This window comes from Micromonospora sp. NPDC000668 (assembly GCF_042897975.1).
Classification (GTDB): Bacteria; Actinomycetota; Actinomycetes; order Mycobacteriales; family Micromonosporaceae; genus Micromonospora.
The window spans coordinates 114,166-132,749 of the sequence record NZ_JBIAYP010000008.1 but is presented as its reverse complement, the minus strand read 5'-3'; the positions used below and the strand labels follow the sequence as shown (position 1 = coordinate 132,749).

General features: G+C 71.2%; 15 protein-coding genes and 1 pseudogene. 5 read left to right on the top strand and 11 right to left on the bottom strand.

Translation table 11 applies throughout. The annotated features are described in order from the left end of the window. Positions 1-12: 12 nt before the first annotated feature. From ACFY29_RS32455 to ACFY29_RS32430, 6 genes and pseudogenes are all read right to left on the bottom strand, one after another. A complete protein-coding gene (locus ACFY29_RS32455; protein ID WP_386992215.1) occupies positions 13-417 on the bottom strand; it encodes a roadblock/LC7 domain-containing protein in 405 nt (134 codons plus the stop codon). A gap of 17 nt (positions 418-434) precedes the next feature. Then, positions 435-809 (bottom strand): hypothetical protein, encoded by a 375-nt coding sequence (locus ACFY29_RS32450; protein WP_386992213.1) that lies wholly within the window; start codon positions 807-809, stop codon positions 435-437. 215 nt (positions 810-1,024) lie between these two features. Continuing rightward, positions 1,025-2,824 (bottom strand): annotated as a pseudogene (locus tag ACFY29_RS32445) (nitrate- and nitrite sensing domain-containing protein); the annotation flags it as partial. A gap of 253 nt (positions 2,825-3,077) precedes the next feature. Then, on the bottom strand, positions 3,078-3,557 hold the full coding sequence (locus tag ACFY29_RS32440) for a helix-turn-helix transcriptional regulator (protein WP_386992211.1): 480 nt from the start codon (positions 3,555-3,557) through the stop codon (positions 3,078-3,080). Between the two features lie 274 nt (positions 3,558-3,831). Further along, complete coding sequence (locus ACFY29_RS32435) at positions 3,832-5,124, bottom strand: cytochrome P450 (RefSeq protein WP_386992209.1); 1,293 nt, start codon at positions 5,122-5,124, stop codon at positions 3,832-3,834. Between the two features lie 658 nt (positions 5,125-5,782). Beyond that, the gene (locus ACFY29_RS32430) at positions 5,783-6,721 is read right to left on the bottom strand and encodes an SMP-30/gluconolactonase/LRE family protein (RefSeq protein ID WP_386992207.1); all 939 of its coding nucleotides are present in this window, start codon (positions 6,719-6,721) and stop codon (positions 5,783-5,785) included. Positions 6,722-6,975: 254 nt separating this feature from the next. Between ACFY29_RS32430 and ACFY29_RS32425 the strand changes: the two genes are divergently transcribed. Next, positions 6,976-7,200, top strand: coding sequence for an amidohydrolase family protein (locus ACFY29_RS32425; RefSeq protein ID WP_386992205.1), 225 nt, complete (start codon positions 6,976-6,978; stop codon positions 7,198-7,200). Positions 7,201-7,239: 39 nt separating this feature from the next. Here the strand turns inward: ACFY29_RS32425 and ACFY29_RS32420 are convergent, their stop codons facing one another. Further along, positions 7,240-7,863: a TetR/AcrR family transcriptional regulator gene (locus tag ACFY29_RS32420; protein WP_386992203.1), complete on the bottom strand. Its 624-nt coding sequence runs from the start codon at positions 7,861-7,863 to the stop codon at positions 7,240-7,242. A gap of 76 nt (positions 7,864-7,939) precedes the next feature. Between ACFY29_RS32420 and ACFY29_RS32415 the strand changes: the two genes are divergently transcribed. Then, entirely contained in the window at positions 7,940-8,347 is a 408-nt protein-coding gene (locus ACFY29_RS32415; RefSeq protein WP_386992201.1) for a RidA family protein, read from the top strand. Positions 8,348-8,400: 53 nt separating this feature from the next. Here the strand turns inward: ACFY29_RS32415 and ACFY29_RS32410 are convergent, their stop codons facing one another. After that, a complete protein-coding gene (locus ACFY29_RS32410; RefSeq protein ID WP_386992199.1) occupies positions 8,401-9,174 on the bottom strand; it encodes an AAA family ATPase in 774 nt (257 codons plus the stop codon). Positions 9,175-9,396: 222 nt separating this feature from the next. Between ACFY29_RS32410 and ACFY29_RS32405 the strand changes: the two genes are divergently transcribed. Both ACFY29_RS32405 and ACFY29_RS32400 read left to right on the top strand, forming a co-directional pair. After that, positions 9,397-10,476 (top strand): glycoside hydrolase family 19 protein, encoded by a 1,080-nt coding sequence (locus ACFY29_RS32405; protein ID WP_386992197.1) that lies wholly within the window; start codon positions 9,397-9,399, stop codon positions 10,474-10,476. A gap of 158 nt (positions 10,477-10,634) precedes the next feature. Continuing rightward, on the top strand, positions 10,635-12,281 hold the full coding sequence (locus ACFY29_RS32400; protein ID WP_386992195.1) for a glycoside hydrolase family 10 protein: 1,647 nt from the start codon (positions 10,635-10,637) through the stop codon (positions 12,279-12,281). A gap of 15 nt (positions 12,282-12,296) precedes the next feature. Here ACFY29_RS32400 and ACFY29_RS32395 read toward each other — a convergent pair whose 3' ends face one another. Further along, positions 12,297-13,355 (bottom strand): zinc-dependent alcohol dehydrogenase family protein, encoded by a 1,059-nt coding sequence (locus ACFY29_RS32395; RefSeq protein WP_386992193.1) that lies wholly within the window; start codon positions 13,353-13,355, stop codon positions 12,297-12,299. A 161-nt stretch (positions 13,356-13,516) separates the two neighbouring features. Between ACFY29_RS32395 and ACFY29_RS32390 the strand changes: the two genes are divergently transcribed. After that, entirely contained in the window at positions 13,517-16,696 is a 3,180-nt protein-coding gene (locus tag ACFY29_RS32390) for a BTAD domain-containing putative transcriptional regulator (RefSeq protein WP_386992192.1), read from the top strand. 1 nt (position 16,697) lies between these two features. Here the strand turns inward: ACFY29_RS32390 and ACFY29_RS32385 are convergent, their stop codons facing one another. Continuing rightward, positions 16,698-17,525, bottom strand: a complete 828-nt coding sequence (locus tag ACFY29_RS32385; RefSeq protein WP_328417576.1) for an ABC transporter permease — start codon at positions 17,523-17,525, stop codon at positions 16,698-16,700. Beyond that, the gene (locus ACFY29_RS32380; RefSeq protein ID WP_355602775.1) at positions 17,522-18,502 is read right to left on the bottom strand and encodes an ATP-binding cassette domain-containing protein; all 981 of its coding nucleotides are present in this window, start codon (positions 18,500-18,502) and stop codon (positions 17,522-17,524) included. The genes ACFY29_RS32385 and ACFY29_RS32380 overlap by 4 nt, the downstream gene beginning before the upstream one ends. Positions 18,503-18,584: the final 82 nt, after the last annotated feature.

Below are 18,584 nucleotides of genomic sequence, written 5' to 3'. Positions count from 1 at the left end.
GGTACCGGGATGTCAGCGGCTGCGGGCGAGCGCCGCTCGGGCCGCGGGGGTCAGGGCGTCCCCGATCCGGTTGGCCAGCTCGGTCATCTCGTAGGAGACCTTGCCGACGTCGCACTCGGGTGCGGCCAGCACCAACAGCGAGGCGCCGTCGTTGAAGGCCATCGAGAACATGAACCCGCCTTCGAGCTGTGTGACGTTGGAGATCACCGCGCCGGCGTCGAAGAAGGCCGCCGCGCCCCGCAGCAGGCTGACCAGGCCGCTGCCCGTCGCGGCGAGCTGGTCGGCCCGGTCCGGCGGCAGATCGCGGGTGGCGGCCACCATCAGGCCGTCGGCGGAGATGGCGATCGCATGGCTGACCTCGGTCGCGCGCTCGGCGAAGGTGTCCAGCAGCCAGCCGAGGTCCTGTTGGTCGCTCACGTGCTCTCCCTGTCGCGTCATCTGTTGCCGAGGTTGATCGGGGTACGTCGGCGGGACGCCACGCCGCGCGCATAGGCGGCCATTGCCGTGGCCACCTGGGCCGGGTCCCGGTATTCCGACCGTTGCTGCTGCTGGGGCACGGTGACGCCGCCGGGTACGAGATGCCGCTTCGGCTGTCGCTTGGGCAGGCCGGAGTTGGTGGTCGCGGCGACCTCGGGGGTGTGCGCCTGGGCAGCGGTACGCCAGGCGTCGTCGGCCGGGCTCGACCACTCCCGGCTGTCGTGACCGTTGACGACATCGGTGTGGAACCAGTGGTTGACCTCTTCGAAGATGAGCAGCTCCTCGGTCGGGGCCTCACCCCGGTCCACGGGGGTGGGGGCCGGTCGGAACACCGGCGCCGCCGGCAGGGTCCGCTCGGCCGGGGGCGACCGGCGGTGGGTTCCTGGTGCGACCGGTACGGCGGCGGGGGGCCGGCCGTACGGGCCGCCCGGCGCGACAGCCGGCCGGGTGCGAGCAGGTACTCCTCCGGTGGCAGGGACCGGATGATCGCCGCGGGCAGCGTCGCCTCGGCCAACGTGCCGCGCCGGGGGCCGCGACGCAGTTGGACAGTGGCCCCGAGCCGGGCCGCGAGCTGGCCCACGACGACCAGCCCCATCGCCCGTACGGCGGCGACGTCGATGGCGGGTGGACGGGCCAGCAGGTCGTTGAGCTGCTGGAGCCGGGGTGGGGGCAACCCGACCCCCTCGTCGCTGATCTGGACGATGACCCGGTCCCCGAGGCTCCGGCCGGTCACCCATGTCTCGCTGCCCGGTGGCGAGTACGCCGTCGCGTTGTCCATGAGTTCGGCGAGCAGGTGCACGACCTCGTCGACGGCGTTGGCCGCTACGGCGACATCCCCGTCGATCATGCCGAGCCGGATCCGCGCGTAGTGCTCGATCTGGGACAGGGCCGCCTGGAGCACCTGTTGCAACGGCACGTCGTGTTGTCGTACCCGACCCACGCCGACGCCGCCGAGCACCAGCAGGCTGGCGTTGATGCGTCCCATCCGGGTCGCCAGGTTGTCCAGCGTGTACAACTGGTGCAGCCGATCGGGGTCGGTCTCGTCCCGCTCGACCCGGTCGACCTGGGCCAGGACGGCGTCGACCAGTCGCTGTTCGCGGCGACTCAGGTGGATGAAGATGTCGGCGGTGTTGGCGCGCATGACGGCCTGTTCGGCGGCGGTCTGCACGGCGGCCCGGTGCACCGCGCTGAAGGCCTGGCCCAGCTCGCCGATCTCGTCGTCGCTGGACGGTTCGAGCGCCGTGGTGGACTGCTGGCGGGCCAGCTCCTGGGGGTCGACGGTGGAGCTGTCCGGACGCTGAAGGCGGGCCACCACAGCGGGGAGCTGTTCGAATGCGACGGCGTTGGCCGCGTCGCGCAGGCGACGCAGGCGACGGGTGATCTGCCGGGCGACGGCCCAGGTCACCAGCGCGGTCAGCAGCAGTGCCAGGAGTACGCCGACCGCCTCGGCCACGGCCCGGCGGCGCTGGTCGGCATGCGCGGCCCGGACGTCGTCGAGCACCGCGGCGTCGACCCGGCCCCGCAGTTCGGCAAGGCGGGCGGAGCGCTCCTGCGTCGTGGACACCCAGGAGGTGGTCGCCAGTTCCAGTCGCGTCCCCGGCTGCGCCCGAGACACGTCGTCCTGCATCCGTTGCAGGGCGAGTGCTTCCTTGCCGGTACCGGCCTGTTCCCACCAGAGGCTCCAGTCGGTGGGGGCCAGGGCCAGGAACGACAGGCTCGACTCGGTGTAACTGGTGCGCGCGCCGGTGATGTCCTGCTGCATGGCGGGGGTCAGCTCGCCGGCTGCGACCGCGCGGAGCACGGCTACCTGCTGCTGACCGATCGCCTCCGCCGTCTTCGACAGCGCCGCCGAGGCCCGGATCCCGTCGGCGAGCTGGGCGTTGACCACGCCGTGCGAGACGTTCTCCCGGAAGTTGATCAGATCGGCGATCGCGATGCGGTAGCTGAAGGTCATCGCCGACACCGAGGCGTGCGCCGCCGTACGCACCTGGGTGCGCAGCGGGGCGAGGCCGTCCAGCGCTGCGTCGATGCGGCCCAGGAGTGCCCGGCTGGTGTCGGCGTCGGCGGGCACCCGGTCGCGCTGCCGGCGGTAGCGAGCGGCGGCGGCGTCGGTGGCGGCCATCTCCGCGCTGAAGGCGTCCTGCTGCTCCGGGGCGGCGTAGGTGAGCAGGTCGGCGGCGGCGATGCGCTCGCGTTGCAGCCGGTAGGCCAGGTCACCGGCCTCGGCGCCGAGGCGCGCCAGGACCTCCAGATCGCTGGCGCGGGACGTCTGGCGCGCGCTCTCGGTCAGCGCGAGACCGGCGAATCCGATGACGGCGACCAGCGGCGCCGCGACGATGAGTCGCATCCGGCCGGCGATCTTCCAACTGCGCCGTCGGGTCGGGTAGGGTCGGGCCGCGTGGGACCTCGTGCTCGACGCCAAGATTGACTCCCGCGACTCGTCGATGACGGTCTATTTGCACGTTGCCGAATGCACGTCCCATTCCGCCGGAACCCGAGCCCAGAGACCAGACCTGGCCGTGGTACAAACTGCCCGTACCAGCATCTGTACCCAGAGTTAGCAGCCGGCGGGTCAGTGCGGGCGATCCGGGTTCGTGAGGTCAGTGCTGGTCGTCGAGGGGTTCGCCCGCCTGGCGACGTCCGTGGTCGTCCGGGTCGGGTTGGCCGTTGAGCACCTGGCCGATCAGCTCGCGCAACTCGTCGATGGCGTCCACCATGGCGCCCGGGTCGCGCGCGTCGCGCCGACCGCGCTGGCGCGGCACCGGGGGACCAAGTCGCACCGGGTCCGGGGAACGGGGGCCGCGGCGACCGTCGGCCGCCAACTGCTCGGCCGCGACCTCTGGCCACAGCGCCGCCAACCGACCGCCGGTGCTGAGCACGTCATCGCAGCGGACGGCGAACTCGTGGCTACCGAAGCGGCGACCCGACTCCACCGCCGCGACCGTCTCCCGGCTGAACCGCACCAGATCCGCCAGGGCCCGCTGGGTCAGCCCTCGCCGGACACGGCAGCTGCGCAGTTCCCACCGGAACCGCTGACTGGCCGCGGAGTGAGCAACGTTCGACGGGGGTGTGTGCTCCATGTGCTCACCTTCATGGCACCAGCGAATCAGTAGCAGGCGTCAGATCGAGGTTGACCGATGGGCTGAAAATTCATAGAGGCAATTCTTAACCCAGGATCCGATGGGTGTGAAGACGTTCACCGACATGGATTGTCAAGCAAAGCGACCAGGTGCGGACGGAGCCCGCCCTCGGCGCCGGCGCCGCGACGGACGTGGCAAGCCCGGCAGGCTCGAAGCACACCCGATCCGTCCGCAGGTCAGCCCCGGTTGTCGTGCGGACGGATCGCGGTCAGTGTCAAGCGGAGTGCACCTCGGCGCTCGCCGCGCCCGGTACCGCCGGGTCGTCGACCGGTGCCATGATATCGATTATTGCGGGCAGCGTGTGGTGTGCGCGAAATGCAACATTGGGCTTGAACGAACGATGTTGCCCGGGTGCCAGCCGGAGGCCAGGAATGGCCGCCGCGAGTCGGGTGAGGGCGATCCCAGCCTCGAGTCGCGCCAATGCCGCTCCGATACAGAAATGTGGCCCGTGGCCGAAGGACAGGTGATCCGTCACATCGGAACGGTGCGGGTCGAACCGATCAGGCTGGGCGAAGACCGCGGGGTCCCGGTTCGCCGCTCCGATCAACAGCAGGCAGCGCTCCCCCGCCGGGATGGTGACCTTCCCCAGCGTGACGTCTCGGCGGGTCACCCTGAGCCAGCCGTCGATGGCGGGTGCGAACCGGAGCGTCTCGGCCACGAACGCGTGCACGGACCGCGGGTCGGTGGTGATCGCCCGCCACCGTTGCGGGTGGGACAGCGCCTGGTCGAGGGTGTGGGCGACCAGCCCGGCGGTGGTCTCGTGACCGGCGACCAGGAGATTGAAGGCCAAGCTCGCCACCTCGGGCACGGTCAGCACCGCGTCGTCGTCGTCGCGGAAGGCCAGGGCCCGGCTGATGAAGTCGTCGCCGGGCTGCCCGCTGTCGAGCCGCTGCTGGACCAGCTCCTGGCAGTAGCGCCAGAACTCCAGCAGATCCTGGGCCAGGCGCACCTGGTCGGCCGGGTCCGGCTGCCCCCAGATGAGGGCGATCTGGCCGTCGGCCCAACTCCTGATCCGCCCGATGTCGGCGTCGGGCACCCCGAGAATGTCCAGGACGACCAGCAGGGGAAGTTCGGTGGCGAACTCCGGGATGAGGTCGACCTGCCCGCCCTGGTGGGCGACCAGTCGGGACACCAGTTGGTCGACCCGGCGCCGGACGATCGGGCCGTACTCGGCCTCGGCCCGGTCGGGGGTGTTCGCGAAGGTCGCCCGGAGGGCCCGGCGGGTGCGCGGGTGCACCGGAGGATCCGCGGCGGCCGTCGTGGGTGGCGCATTGAGCTGCATGACCACGCTCATCGCCTCCGGGCAGGCCTCGTACACCGGCGCCAGGGTGAGCGCGTTGCCGAACGTCGCGGGGTCGGCGAGGGCCCGCCGGACGTGCGCGTGCCTGCTGATCAACCACAGTCCCAGATCCTCGGCGTAGTGAACCTCGTCGGGATCGTCAAGAATGCGTCGCCACACACTGGCCGGATCGGTGAGATATGCCCCGGTGAATGGACCTAGCCGCATGGATGGCCTCCTGATGCACTGCAAAAATCCGGCATTGCCCGCATTGGACACACCACCCCGGTTGGGCCGACAACGGCACCCATCTGCCTCTGACTCTTTACGGTGCGCCGACTTGCCTAACAAGTCAAGATTGGCGTCTATCAATTGGTAGGTCGTCGCTTATTGCGTGGTGCAACGCACGCGCCAACCCCGGCCGCATGCAAGTTGCGGCTCGGTTCTTGCTGGATTCGGCCCTGCTGATCAGACCGGATCGGTGTGTCCGGGATTCGACGCCGAGCGCCACACCGGTCATGGACTGGCCGCCGACGCGGCGGCCGACCGGGAAAGCGCACACCGGTCTGACTTCATTTGCTGTCATGCGGCCGTCAAGGCTGTTGGAACGAAAGAAAGCGTCGCAGACTGACCTGCCCCCTTCGTGGTGCCCGACGTCGGTAGACGCCGACGACGTGCACGGCGCCCCTCGCCGATCGGCGATTCCCAGATCCCAACGAGCCATGAGCCATTCCGGACGTTGGCCGCCGGTCTCGGCCGAAGCGGTGCAGTGGGCCAGACGTGGCACACCTGCGGCCCGGACGGCTGGCAGTCGCGTCCACCGGCTGCACCGTCTGTGGCTGGCTGGCCCGAGGGGCACGCGCGGTGCGCGTACCCCTCGGGATGCTCAGCGGGTGCGGACCGCGACGGCCGTGTACGGCGTGGTCGGGGTCGGTGGGGTGGTGAAGCGGGCGTTGGGCAGGTAGAGCCGGCCCAGCGCCTTGGCGACGGTGGTCGGCACGTCGAAGTTCGGGTCGGTGATGGTGCCGGTGACCGTTCCGGCGGTGCCAGCGCGGTTCAGTGTGACCACCGCGATCTGGTTGAGGCGGTTCTGTACGACGTGGAGGGTGCGGCCGAGCAGCAGCAGCCCGTCACCGTTGGTGAAGGTGTAGCCGGGCACGTCCACGACGGTGGTCACGCCGGTCGCCGGGTCGACCCGGAACAGGGTGCCGGTGGCGGACTGAACGACGATCAGCGCACTGCCGTCCGGTGTGGCGACGATGCCGTTGAGGTTCACTCCGGTGCCGACCTGCTCGTACGCGCCGGTCAGCGCGATGGTGGTGAAACCGTCGGCGGGCGGCAACGCGCCGCCGCGCCCGAGCGGCAGCCGGTACAACACCGGCCGGTTGGAGTCGGTGAAGTACGCGGCGTCGTGGGTCAGGACGACGTCGTTGACGAACGTCGGGGCGGTGGCGAACTGGTAGCGCGCCAGCACCTTGCCGGTGCGGCTGTCGAGCACGCGGGCGTCGCCGGCCGTGCCGCCGGAGACGAACAGCCGGCCGCGCGGGTCGACCTTGAGGCCGAGCGACGGGGTGCCGGTGGGAGCGCCGATCGTCTTTCCGGCGCCAGTGACCAGGTCGACGCGGTGGATGGCGCCGGTGGCGCGGGAGCCGAAGTACGCGTACCGGCCGGCGGTGGCAACGCCCTCGGGCTGGAACCCGTCGGGCAGGGCGAGGACGGCGGGCGGCCGACCTCCGGCGTGCGCCTGCGCGGGCGCGACGGCGACGGAGGTCAGGAGGGAGGTGGTCAGGGCGACGCCGAGCGCGGTCCTGAGGGGTCGGTTCACTGTGCTCCTTCCGGGCGAGCAGTCGGCATGAGCCGACGCATCTGCCACGATCACTGGGGCCAGAACCTTCACCAGGGTACGGCGGGGGCCGACCGCCCGCCTGGCGCCGGAACGGCCACCCGCCGCGACGATCAACCGTGTACAGGGCCGAGCCGGCGTCGCCGCTTCCCGCATCACGCCGTCCAGGCAGCACTGTGCCGCGGTCGGCGGCTGTCTAGCATGGTTGACCCCGCCCGACCGTCGAAGCAGGCGGCGTGGACCCGCACGAGCGGGTGGATCTCGACGCGGCACTGCGCTGCTTCACGGAGGCCGGCGCGTACGCCTCCTACGAGGAGCACCTGAAGGGGCGGCTGACTCCGGGGATGCTCGCGGACTTCATCGCGCTGCCCACCGACCCGTACCGCGTGGAGCCGGCTGGCCTGCGCGACCTGAGGGTGGCGCTCACCGTGGTCGGTGGGATCGTGCGCTGGCAGGGCTGACCGCCGGCGCGGGCCAACGGACGAGGCGTTTGACGGGGGCTATCCGGCGGGCAGGTGCAACTGCTTCCAGCCCTTCTCGACGGAGGAACGGCATTTGCCGGGGTCGTCTCCGGTGTTGATGAACAGCGCGGTCAAGAGGGCGACGCCGTTGGCGAGCGTTTGGGACGACAGTGGACCGTTGGCGACCAGGGAGGCCAGCCCGTGGGCGATGGTCCAGGTCTGGGTCGCCACCTCCAGCGGATCGGTGCCGGCGCGGAAGCGGCCGACCTGCCTGGACCGTCCGACGGCTTGCACCATGTACTCCAGGGTCGCGTCTGCGGACTTGAGGTCCTCAAGGTCGAAGTTCGCGTCGAACATGACCCGGTACAGGTCGGGGTGGTCCAGGGCGTTGCCGAGGTAGGCGACGGTCAGGGCCGTCAGGTCCTGAACCGGATCCTCGGAGGTGGGTACCGTGGCGAACCTCGCTGCCAGGCGGGTGAAGCCCTCCTGTCGCAGGGCTTTCCATACGCCCTCCATGCCGCCGAAGTAGGTGTAGACGGCCATCGTTGACATGCCCGTCCCGGCCACCAGTGAGCGGAGGGTGACGGGCTCTCGCGTGCGGAGCATCGTTGCCGCACGTTCGACGAGCAAGGTGCGGACGGCCGGATCCTTTGTTCTCACCATCACACCAGGATACATAACATTGCCATGCTATGTTTTGACCTGAGCGAGCCCGTTGGCTCCACGACGAGGAGGACGCATGGCCATCACTCTGGTGAACCCCGAAGGACTTCCGAAGGTCGACACCCACCGGCAGGTGGCAGTCGCCACCGGCTCGAAGCTGGTCTTCCTCGCCGGCCAGGTCGCCGTGGACGCCGACGGCGGCACGGTCGGCGTGGGCGACCTCGCCGCTCAGGTCGAGCAGTGCTACCTGAACGTCGGCACCGCGCTGGCTGAGGTCGGCGGCTCCTTCGATGACATCGCGAAGCTGACCGTATACATCGTCGATTTCACTCCAGACAAGATGTCTCTGCTGGTGGAGGGGATTGCCCGGGCAGCCGCGAAGCTGGGAATCACTCCGGTCCCGCCGATCACCGGGCTGGGCGTCAGCGCGCTCGCTGGCCCCGACCTCCTGGTCGAGGTCGATGCCACCGCGGTCCTGGACTGAACTGCCCGCCCGCCGGTCGACCCATTTCCCAGGTGATGGATGTCTGGTTCAGGTCAGCCGTCGTCGCTGAAGAGGTGATGCAGATAGCGCTGCGGGTTGGCCAGGAATGATCGGGTCAGCAGCACCGGCTGGGCGTCGTCGTAGTCGACATGGCTGATGACGCCGCTGGGTGCGATTTGCAGGATCCGGGCGTGCGGGACGGCCAGCAGGATGGGGGAGTGGGTGGCGATGACGAACTGTGAGCCGGCCCGAGTGAGATCGTGGATGCGGGTGAGTAGCGCCAGGCAGCCGTGCACGGACAGGGCGGCTTCCGGTTCGTCGAGCAGGTAGAGGCCTCGGGGCTTGAACCGGTGCGTGGCCAGGTCGAGAAATGACTCGCCGTGGGATCGCTCGTGCAGGCTGGCGCCGCCGTAGCCGGCGGCGACGCCGAGCCGGTCGATCTCGGTGGCCACGTTGTAGAAGGACTCGGCGCGCAGGAAGAACCCGGTGCGGGGCTTTCTGATCCCGCGGACCAGTCGCAGGTGCTCACCAAGAGCGGACTCGGTTTCGCGGGTGCTGAACCGGAAGTTGGTTGATCCGCCCTCGGGGTTGAACCCCGCCGCTACCGCGATCGCCTCGATCAGCGTCGACTTGCCGGTGCCGTTGTCTCCGGCCAGGAACGTCACCGCTGGATCCAGCTCCAGCCGACCGGCCGCCCGTAGCCCGGCAACGACGGGCAACGTGAACGGATAGTCCGACACGTTCGCGTCGCCCTCAGCCAGCTCCACCCACCGCAGAAACCCGCCGCCGTCTCGAGGCGATGCCGACTCCTCGTCCCGGCGCGTCATCACCCGACCCCTTGCACCGCTGCCCTGGTTACCGCTTCGACGGTAGCTGCCCAGGACGCAGGACGTCCGACCGGCCGGCTCTGCAGTAGGCACGCGGCATTCGCGGCATGGACCTTCGACCCTCGGCTAATAGTAAAGATTCCGAACAGAAGATGTTACAGTCACTCCTGTCTATGTGAGGCCGAGTCGTCGGCCGGTCATATCCCAGGAAGGAGTGATCACATGTCGAGACTGCGCGCCCTGGTCGCGCTGGCGGCACTGGCTGTCGCCAGCGGACTGATGGCAATCATCCCGTCGACGGCCGCATCCGCCGCGGCCTGTGCAGCATCGTGGCAGTCCTCGGCCGTCTACACGGGAGGCGCCCAGGTCTCCCACAACGGCCGCAACTACCAGGCCAAGTGGTGGACCCAGAGCGAGGCGCCCCCGGGCACCACCGGCGTCTGGGAGGATCTCGGCGCCTGCGGCGGCGGCACCACCCCGCCGCCCTCAGGAAGCTGCAACCACCCAAACTGGGTCGCCGGCACCTGGTACACCACCGGGGCCATCGTGCGGTACACCAACGGCCTGTACTACATCGCCGAGCACGACAATCCCGGCTACGACCCCACCATCAGCACCTGGTACTGGGAGCCCTACACCTGCAGCGGCCAACCGCCCACCACCCCGCCCCCCACCAACCCCGGCGGCTTCGTGGTCACCGAGGCCCAGTTCAACCAGATGTTCCCGGGCCGCAACTCCTTCTACACGTACTCCGGCCTCGTCGCCGCACTCAACGCCTACTCGGCGTTCACCAGGACCGGCAGTGCCACCGTCCAGCGCCAGGAAGCCGCAGCCTTCCTGGCGAACGCGCACCACGAGACCGGCGGGCTCGTCCACATCGTGGAGCAGAACACCGCGAACTACCCGCACTACTGCGACGCCGGCCAGCCCTACGGCTGCCCCGCCGGGCAGGCCGCCTACTACGGGCGCGGGCCGATCCAGCTGAGCTGGAACTTCAACTACAACGCCGCCGGGAACGCCCTCGGGCTGCCCCTGCTGACCAACCCCTGGCTGGTGCAGAACGATGCTGCGGTGGCCTGGAAGACCGCCATCTGGTACTGGATGACCCAGAACGGACCGGGCAGCATGACCGCCCACAACGCGATGGTCACCGGCGCCGGGTTCGGCGAGACCATCCGCAGCATCAACGGCTCGATCGAGTGCAACGGCGGGAACCCCGCCCAGGTGCAGAGTCGCGTCACCAAGTACCAGCAGTTCGTTGCCATCCTCGGTGTGCCTGCCGGAGCCAACCTCTACTGCTGACCTGCGGTCGGGCCTCGACGCCCCAGCATTCCTGGGCGCCGAGGCCCGGCAAGCGGGTGGGCTGAAGCGGCCACCGCATGAGCGGCCCGACTTAGCTGAGCGTTAAGTAACGGCCCATCGTGTTTCATCCGCAGGGCAACCCTGGGCAGACTGGGGCAATGCCCGCCGCCGCTCCGCCCGCCGTACCCAATAGCCGTCGTCGTGCCCGAACACTCGTCGCAGTCGTCGTCGCGTTCGTCATGGCGATCGTGGTCGGTGCCTGGTCGTTGCGGGACCGGGTTGCGGGCGAAGGCGGCGCACCGCAGCGGGGCGACTCGGCCGCCGGCGCGGCGGGCGACATCCCCACCTGTGCGGGCCGGCCGGCCCAGGCGCCCCGCGAACTGCGTGGCATGTGGATCACGACGGTGAACAACATCGATTGGCCGAGTCGGCGAGGGTTGCCAGCCGAGACCGTGCGGGCGGAGTTCCGCGGGTGGCTGGACCTGGCCGTGCGACGCAACCACAACGCGGTCTTCGTGCACGTACGCCCAAGCGGGGACGCGCTCTGGCCGTCCAACTACGCGCCCTGGTCGGAGTGGCTGACCGGACGACGCGACGGCCGCGACCCGGGCTGGGACCCGATGGAGTTCATGGTCGCCGAGGCGCACGCCCGCAACCTGGAGTTTCACGCCTGGTTCAACCCGTACCGGGGCGGGCAGCCGGCCACGGTCGGCGGGCCCGGCCCCAAACTGGACCAGCTCGCGCCGACACACCCGCTGCGGCGGCACCGCGACTGGGTGGTCACCTTTCCCAGCGCCGACCGACCCGGCAGCCGCCTCTACTTCAACCCGGGAATTCCCGAAGCGCGCACCTTCGTGGAGGACGCGATGCTGGAGGCCGTCCAACGGTACGACGTCGACGGGGTGCACTTCGACGACTTCTTCTACCCGTACCCGGAGGCCGGGCAGGACTTCCCGGACGGCGCGGCGTTCACCCGGTACGGCAAGGGTTTCGCGGACAAACACGCCTGGCGGCGGGACAACGTGAACACGCTGGTCCGGGAGATGAGCGAGCGGATCAAGGCGATCAAGCCGTGGGTGAAGTTCGGGATCAGCCCGTTCGGCATCTGGCGCAACGCGCGCACCGACCCGGCCGGCTCAGCCACCGCCGGTCTGCAGAGCTACGACGACATCTACGCCGACACCCGACTGTGGGTACGAAAGCAGTGGCTGGACTACGTCGTACCGCAGCTCTACTGGCACATCGGGTTCGACAAGGCCGACTACGCCAAGCTCCTGCCGTGGTGGGCGGCCACGGTGAAGGGCACCCGGGTGCAGCTCTACATCGGGCAGGCCGACTACCGGGTGGGCGAGCGTGGCGCCTGGCGCGACCCGGCCGAGCTGGACCGCCAGCTCACGCTCAACCGCCAACACGGGGTGAGCGGAAGCGTGCACTTCAGCGCCCGGCAGGTGCGGGCCGACAAACTCGGGGCGGTCAGCCGGTACAGCGCGGCGCACTACGCCGGCCCGGCGCTGGTACCCGTGATGGCGCAGCTACCGGCGGCGCCGCCGGCCGCGCCCACGGTCACCGGCGTGCGGCGTGCGGACACCGGCGGGGTGGCGCTGACCTGGCGGGGGGACGGCGCCGCGAGCTTCGCCGTCTACCGGGTGGACGGCGACACCGCCCGGCTCGTCGGCACCGCCCGAGGTACGGGCTGGGTCGACCGCACCGCCCCAGCCGACGGCCCGCTCTCCTACTGCGTGTCCGCGCTGGATCGCAGCGGGAACGAGGGCGCACTCAGCGCTGCCACGTCCGCATCGCCGTGACGTCGGACATCCCCTTCATTGGGGGTGGATGAGGCACATTCCCCCGTGACCGGGCTGGTCCATCGTGGCCAACGCGTGGGGCACCTCGTCGAGGCCGATGGTGCGGGTGATCAGCTCGGCTGGGCGCAGCACGCCGGCGGTGACCAGCCCGAGTAGCTCCGGGTAGGCGTGCGCCGCCATCCCGTGGCTGCCGCGCAGCTCCAGCTCGAACGCGATCACGAGCTCCATCGGCACGGCCGGACGGCCCTGGGCGGTGGGAAGAAGTCCGACCTGAACGTGCCGTCCCCGCCGCCGCAGGCACTCCACCGAGGCTATGCAGGTGGCGTGACTGCCCAGTGCGTCGAGCGACAGGTGCGCCCCGCCGGCGGTCGCCTCCCGAACGGCGGCGGCCACCGCGCCCGGGCCGGTGAGGGTGCTGCCGTCCAGGCAGACCGTGGCACCGAAGCTCCTGGCCAGCTCGAGCGCGGCGGGGGCGATGTCGATCGCCACCACCCGCGCGCCGCAGGCCGCGGCGATCATCACTGCGGAGAGTCCCACGCCGCCGCAGCCGTGCACCGCCACCCACTCGCCGGCGCCGACCCGCCCCTGACTGACCACCGCGCGGAACGCCGTGGCGAACCGGCAGCCGAGCGCCGCCGCGGCCGGGTAGTCCAGCTCGTCGGGGAGCCGGACCAGGTTGACGTCGGCATTGTGCAGCGCGACGTACTCGGCGAACGACCCCCAGTGGGTGAAGCCGGGCTGCGTCTGGCGTTCACAGACCTGCTGGTCGCCCGCCAGGCAGGCCGCGCACTTTCCACACGCGCAGACGAAGGGTGCGGTGACCCGGTCGCCGGGCCGCCAGCCGCGTACGCCGGTGCCGACCGCCGTGACGACGCCCGCGAACTCGTGACCGGGGACGTGTGGCGGTCGGATGTCGGAATCGTGCCCCTGCCAACCGTGCCAGTCGCTGCGGCACAACCCGGTCGCCTCGACACGGATGACGGCGCCCCCGGGTGGCGGCACCGGGTCCGGGACCTCACGGACCTCGGGTCGGACGCCGAACTCGTCGAAGATCACGGCACGCACGAGCTGCATCCTCACACGCCCACGGATCGGCGGGCGGCCCACCCCGCGCCTTCAGCAGCCGCTCGGGCTCCGGGTATGCGTCCCGCGACCTGAACCCCGATCCCCGGGGCAAGCGATGACCACAAGCGGGTGGCCGGCGACCCGGCCCACCGGTGGGGGATGCTGGGTCCGTGCAGATCACGATCCTCGGCCCGCTCGCCGTCGACGGCCGGCCGGTCCGGGGCGAGCGGCTTGCGACGGTGCTCCGCGCGCTCGTCGACGCGCGCGGGCGGGCGGTCTCCACCGCGCTGCTCGTGGACGCCGTGTGGGACGGCGCGCCCCCCGATGACGCCCCCGGTGCCGTGCAGGCGCTCGTGTCCCGGGTACGCCGCCTCGGGCTGCCCGTGGTCGCGGTGCCGGCGGGATACCGCCTGCCCGCCGAGCAGGTCACCGTTGACGCGGTCGAGGCGCGGGCGCTCGTCGAGCGGGCGCGTGCCGTACTCGGGACCGGTGACGTCCTTGCCGCCCGCAGCTCAGCCGACCAGGCCCGTGCCCTGTTCCCCGAGGTCCCGGAGCTCGTCACCGCCGCGGACGCGCGCCTGTTCGCGGACGTCGCCGCGCTGCGCGCGGAGGCGGCACTCGCCGGTCTGGGGCCGCACGACGAGGCTGACCTGCGCAGGCTTGTCGCGCGTACACCGCCGGACGAGCCGTCGGCTGCCCTGCTCGTCCGGGTCCTCGCCGCCCAGGGCCGGGACGCGGAGGCACTGGAGGTGGTCGAGCGGCTGCGCGCCGAACTGGCCGACCGGTACGGCACCGACCCGTCCCCCGTGATCGCACAGGTCCACCTGGCGCTACTGCGTGGCGAGCTCACCACCCCGGCCGTCGTGGCACCGCCCCGGCAGCCGGCGCGGATCGCCCTGCCCGCCGCATGGCGCCGCCCGGTAACCGCTCTCGTCGGCCGGGAGCAGGACGTCAAAGCGGTGCGTGCGGCACTCACTGAGGCGGCTCTGGTGACGATCGTGGCGACCGGCGGTGCGGGAAAGACCCGGCTCGCCGCCGAGGTGGCGCGGCGCGCGGCGGCGGCCGGGCAGTCGGTACGGGTGGTCGAACTCGCCGGACTGCGCTCGCCAGACGAGGTGCTGCCCACGGTGCTCGCGGCGCTTGGAGGCGCGGACACCTCGGCGACCGGCGGCAACCTGGGCCTCGAACGGAGGGTGCTCAGCCCCGAGGAGCGCCTGCGCGCCGTGGCACCGGACGTCGATGGGCTCGTCGTACTGGACAACTGCGAGCACGTTCTCGACGCGGCGGCCACCGTCGTGGCCGACCTGCTGGCGGTGACCTCACCGGAGGTCGCGGTCCTCGCGACCAGCCGGGCTCCGTTGGGCCTGGCCGGCGAGACGGTCCACCGACTGACCGTGTTGCCGGACTCCGACGCGCTCGGGCTCATCGAGTCCCGGGCGAGAGCCGGCGGTGCGGTGCTGACCTGGGACGCCGAGCGGGCGCTCGCGCTGTGCCACCGGCTCGACAACCTGCCACTGGCGCTCGAACTGGCCGCCGCACGACTGCGCCACATGCCGATCGACGATGTGCTCGCGGGGCTGACCGACCGGTTCGCGCTGCTCGACGACGCGCTGCGCGGCCTGCCGGAACGGCACGCGAGCCTGTGGGCGATGGTCGACTGGAGCCGGGAACTGCTCACCCCCGACGACCAGGCGCTGCTCCAGCGGCTCGCGGTCATCCCCGCGCCGTTCACCGCGGACCTCGCCGCCGCGGTCGCGCAGACCCCGGACGTACGACGCGGCCTGGCGACGCTCGTCGAACAGTCCCTGCTGACCCTGATCGAGGGAGAGGGCCCGCCCCGCTACCGGATGCTCGAAACCGTCCGCGAGTACGGTGAAGCCCGCCTCGACGCGGCCGGCAACCGGCGCTGCGCCATGACCGGCCTGGTCGGTTGGGCTCGGGAGTTGGCCGTCGCCCTCGCCGGCCGGTTCGTCGGCCCCGGACAGGTCGAGGCGCTCGACCACTGCGCCGCCGAGCAGGACAACCTGATCGCGGGCCTCCGCTGGGCGCTCGGGCACGACGACGAGCCGGCCGCGATCGACGTCGCCACCGCTCTGCTCCACCTCTGGACAGTGCGCGGCCTGCACCTCGAGGTCGTCGGTTGGGCACGCGGCCTGTTGCACGTCGAGGACCCGGAGCGACGGCGACGCTCGGCGACCCTGCGCGGCCGGGCCACCGGCCGGCCACTGCCCGACGCCGACCGGCTCGCCTGGACGTGCCTCGTGATCGGGGTGAACGCCGGCATCAGCGGTGAGCTGCGGCTCGCCGTGCTGGCCCGGCGGGCCCTTCGGACACTCCTGGACGAGCGGCCCGCCGAGGTGTCGCCCCGGCTGACCGCGCTCGCGTCGGCGTTGCCCGGCTTCGACGAGTCCGATCCGGAAGAGAGCCTGAAGAGCGCGGCCGAGATGATCGCGCACCCGGACCCGTACGTGCAGGCGCTCGGCCTTTTCGCCCGCGCGGCGGTACGGGAGAACGGCGGCATGCCGCAGGCGTCGATCGTCGACGCCGAGCAGGCGTACCGCCGATTCGAGGTTGTCGGTGACCACTGGGGCATGGCGATGGCGGCGGGAGCCGTCGGGCAGTTCCTGATGCCAGGCGGGGAGGCCCGGTCGGCCGAGTGGCTGACGCGCAGCGTTTGGCACATGGAACTGGTCGGCGCCACGCAGGACGCGCGGTCGATCCGGGTGCGGCTGGACGTGCAGCTCGCCCTGGCCGGCGATCCGGAGGCGGAGCGGCGGGTGGGCGAGACGGTGACATCGGGCCAGGCCGAGCAGATGGACATCGCGCAGGCGCGTCTCGGCCTGGCGCACCTCGCCTGGCAGCGCGCCCGGTACGACGAGGCACTCGCCCACGCCGACGGGGTGACCCGCACTCTCGCCGAGTGGGCCGGGCCGCCGCCGCAGCCGCGTGCCATGCTCCGGGTCGCGGTGGCGGTCCTGTACGTGCGGGTGGCCGAGGTACGGCGGTCGTCGGCGGATGACGCCGTCTCCCAGGCCGCCACGTTGCTGGCGCTCGCCGCCGCCGACGCGCTGTCCTCGCGGGACCTGCCGGTGATCGGGGCGTGGGCGCTGGGCGGCGCCGAACTCGCCGCGTACCGGGGCGATGTCGGCGCCGCCCGCGAACTGTCCGCGCTCGGTACGCGGATCGGCACCCACGTCGAGACGTTCTTCCCGCCCGGGCACGGCGAACGGCTCATCGCCGCCCTCGGAGACGAGGAGCAGCGTGAGCCGTTGCTGGCCGCGTGGCGCGAGCGGCCGGTCGCCGCCGCCGTCGCCCGGATCCGCGAGCTGATGGACGACCTGCTCGCCTAGGTCAGATCTTCTTGCGATACGCGCGCAGCGCCAGCGGCATGAACACCGCCACGAAGCCGGCGCACCAGGCGAGCGTCCACCACACGTGCGAGCCGACCGGCGTGCCGAGGAACAGTCCGCGCACCGCTGCCACCAGGTGGGTCATCGGGTTGACGTCCACGAAGGCCTGCATCCAACCGGGCAGGGTGTCGGCGCTGACGAACACGTTCGACGCGAAGCTCAGCGGCATGATCAACGCGAACATCAGGCCCTGCACCGCTCCCGGGGTACGCACCTTCATGCCCACGAAGACCGGCAGCCAGCTCAGGCAGAGCGCGAACAGCACCGCGAGCAGGCAGCCGGCGATCGCACGCAGCGGGTCGGAGTCGATCCGGAAACCGAGCAGGTAGCCGATCGCGAGGGTCGAGATCGTGACGATCACGTACCGGACGACGTCGCCCAGGACCGCGCCGAGCAGCGGCGCGGAGCGCGGGATCGGCAGCGACCGGAACCGGTCGAAGATGCCCTTGGCGATGTCGGTGTTGAGGTTGACGCCGATCGCTATGGCGCCGGTGGCGATGGTCTGCGCCAGGATGCCGGGCAGCAGGAACTGCAGGTAGTCGTGGGTGGAGCCGGCGACCGCGCCGCCGAAGATGTAGACGAAGATGATCAGGAACAGCACCGGTTGCAGCGTGACGTCGATGAGCGCCTCGGGCGTACGCCAGGTCTTGATGAGGCTGCGCTTGGCGAGCGCCAGTGAGTGCCGGACCAGCCGGAACGGCCGTGGGTTCGGGGCGGCCGTCGAGAGCACAGGGCTCGTCGTGGGGTCTGTGCGGACGAGGGTGCTCATGCGGCGACCTCCTTGAGGCTGGTGGTGTCGTCCTCGGATGCGGTCCGCCCGGTGAGGGTGAAGAACACCTCGTCGAGGCTCGGCAGGTGCAGGGAGAGTTCGGTGACCGCGATGCCGGCGGCGGCGAACCGGGCGACGCTCTCGGTCAGGGCCGCGTCGTCGGCGACCGGCACCGCGAGCACACCCTTGCGGATCTCGTCGGCCTGCGCCCCGGAGCCGACTTCGGACAGGATCGCCGCGATCCGGGACAGGTGCGCGGGGTCGGACGGCCGGACCTCGAGTGTCTGCCCCCCGACCACCCGCTTGAGCCCTTCGGGCGTGTCGTGCGCGATCACCCGGCCGTGGTCGATCACCGTGATCGAGTCCGCCAGCGCGTCGGCCTCCTCCAGGTACTGCGTGGTGAGCAGGACGGTCGACCCGTTCGTGACCAGCGACCGGACCACGTCCCACATGTCCTCGCGCTTGGCCGGGTCGAGCCCGGTCGTCGGCTCGTCCAGGAAGATCACGTCCGGCGAGCCGACGAGACTGGCGGCCAGGTCCAGCCGCCGCCGCATACCGCCGGAGTAGGTCTTGGCCTGCCGGTCGGCGGCGGCGGTCAGATCGAACCATTCGAGCAGCTCGGCGGCCCGCCGCCGCGATCCGGTGCGCCCCAGCTCCAGCAGGGTGCCGAACAGCTCCAGGTTCTGCCGCCCGGTCAGGTCCTCGTCGACCGAGGCGTACTGGCCGGTGAGCCCGATGCTCTGCCGGACCCGCTCGGCGTCGCGTACGACGTCGAAGCCGCCGATCCGGGCGGTGCCGCCGTCCGGGGTCAGGAGCGTGGAGAGGATGCGTACGGCGGTGGTCTTGCCGGCGCCGTTGGGGCCGAGCACCCCGAGCACCGTCCCTCGGGGCACGGCGAGGTCCACGCCTTGGAGCGCCCTCGTCTTCCCGAAGTTCTTCACGAGGCCCTCGGCCTCGATCACCAGGTCAGCTGTCATGCCGTAGAGCGTGCGCGGGGCACCTGACACCGCCCCGACACGGCACCGACACGCGACCGACAAGGCGGCCGGCCGGGCCGAG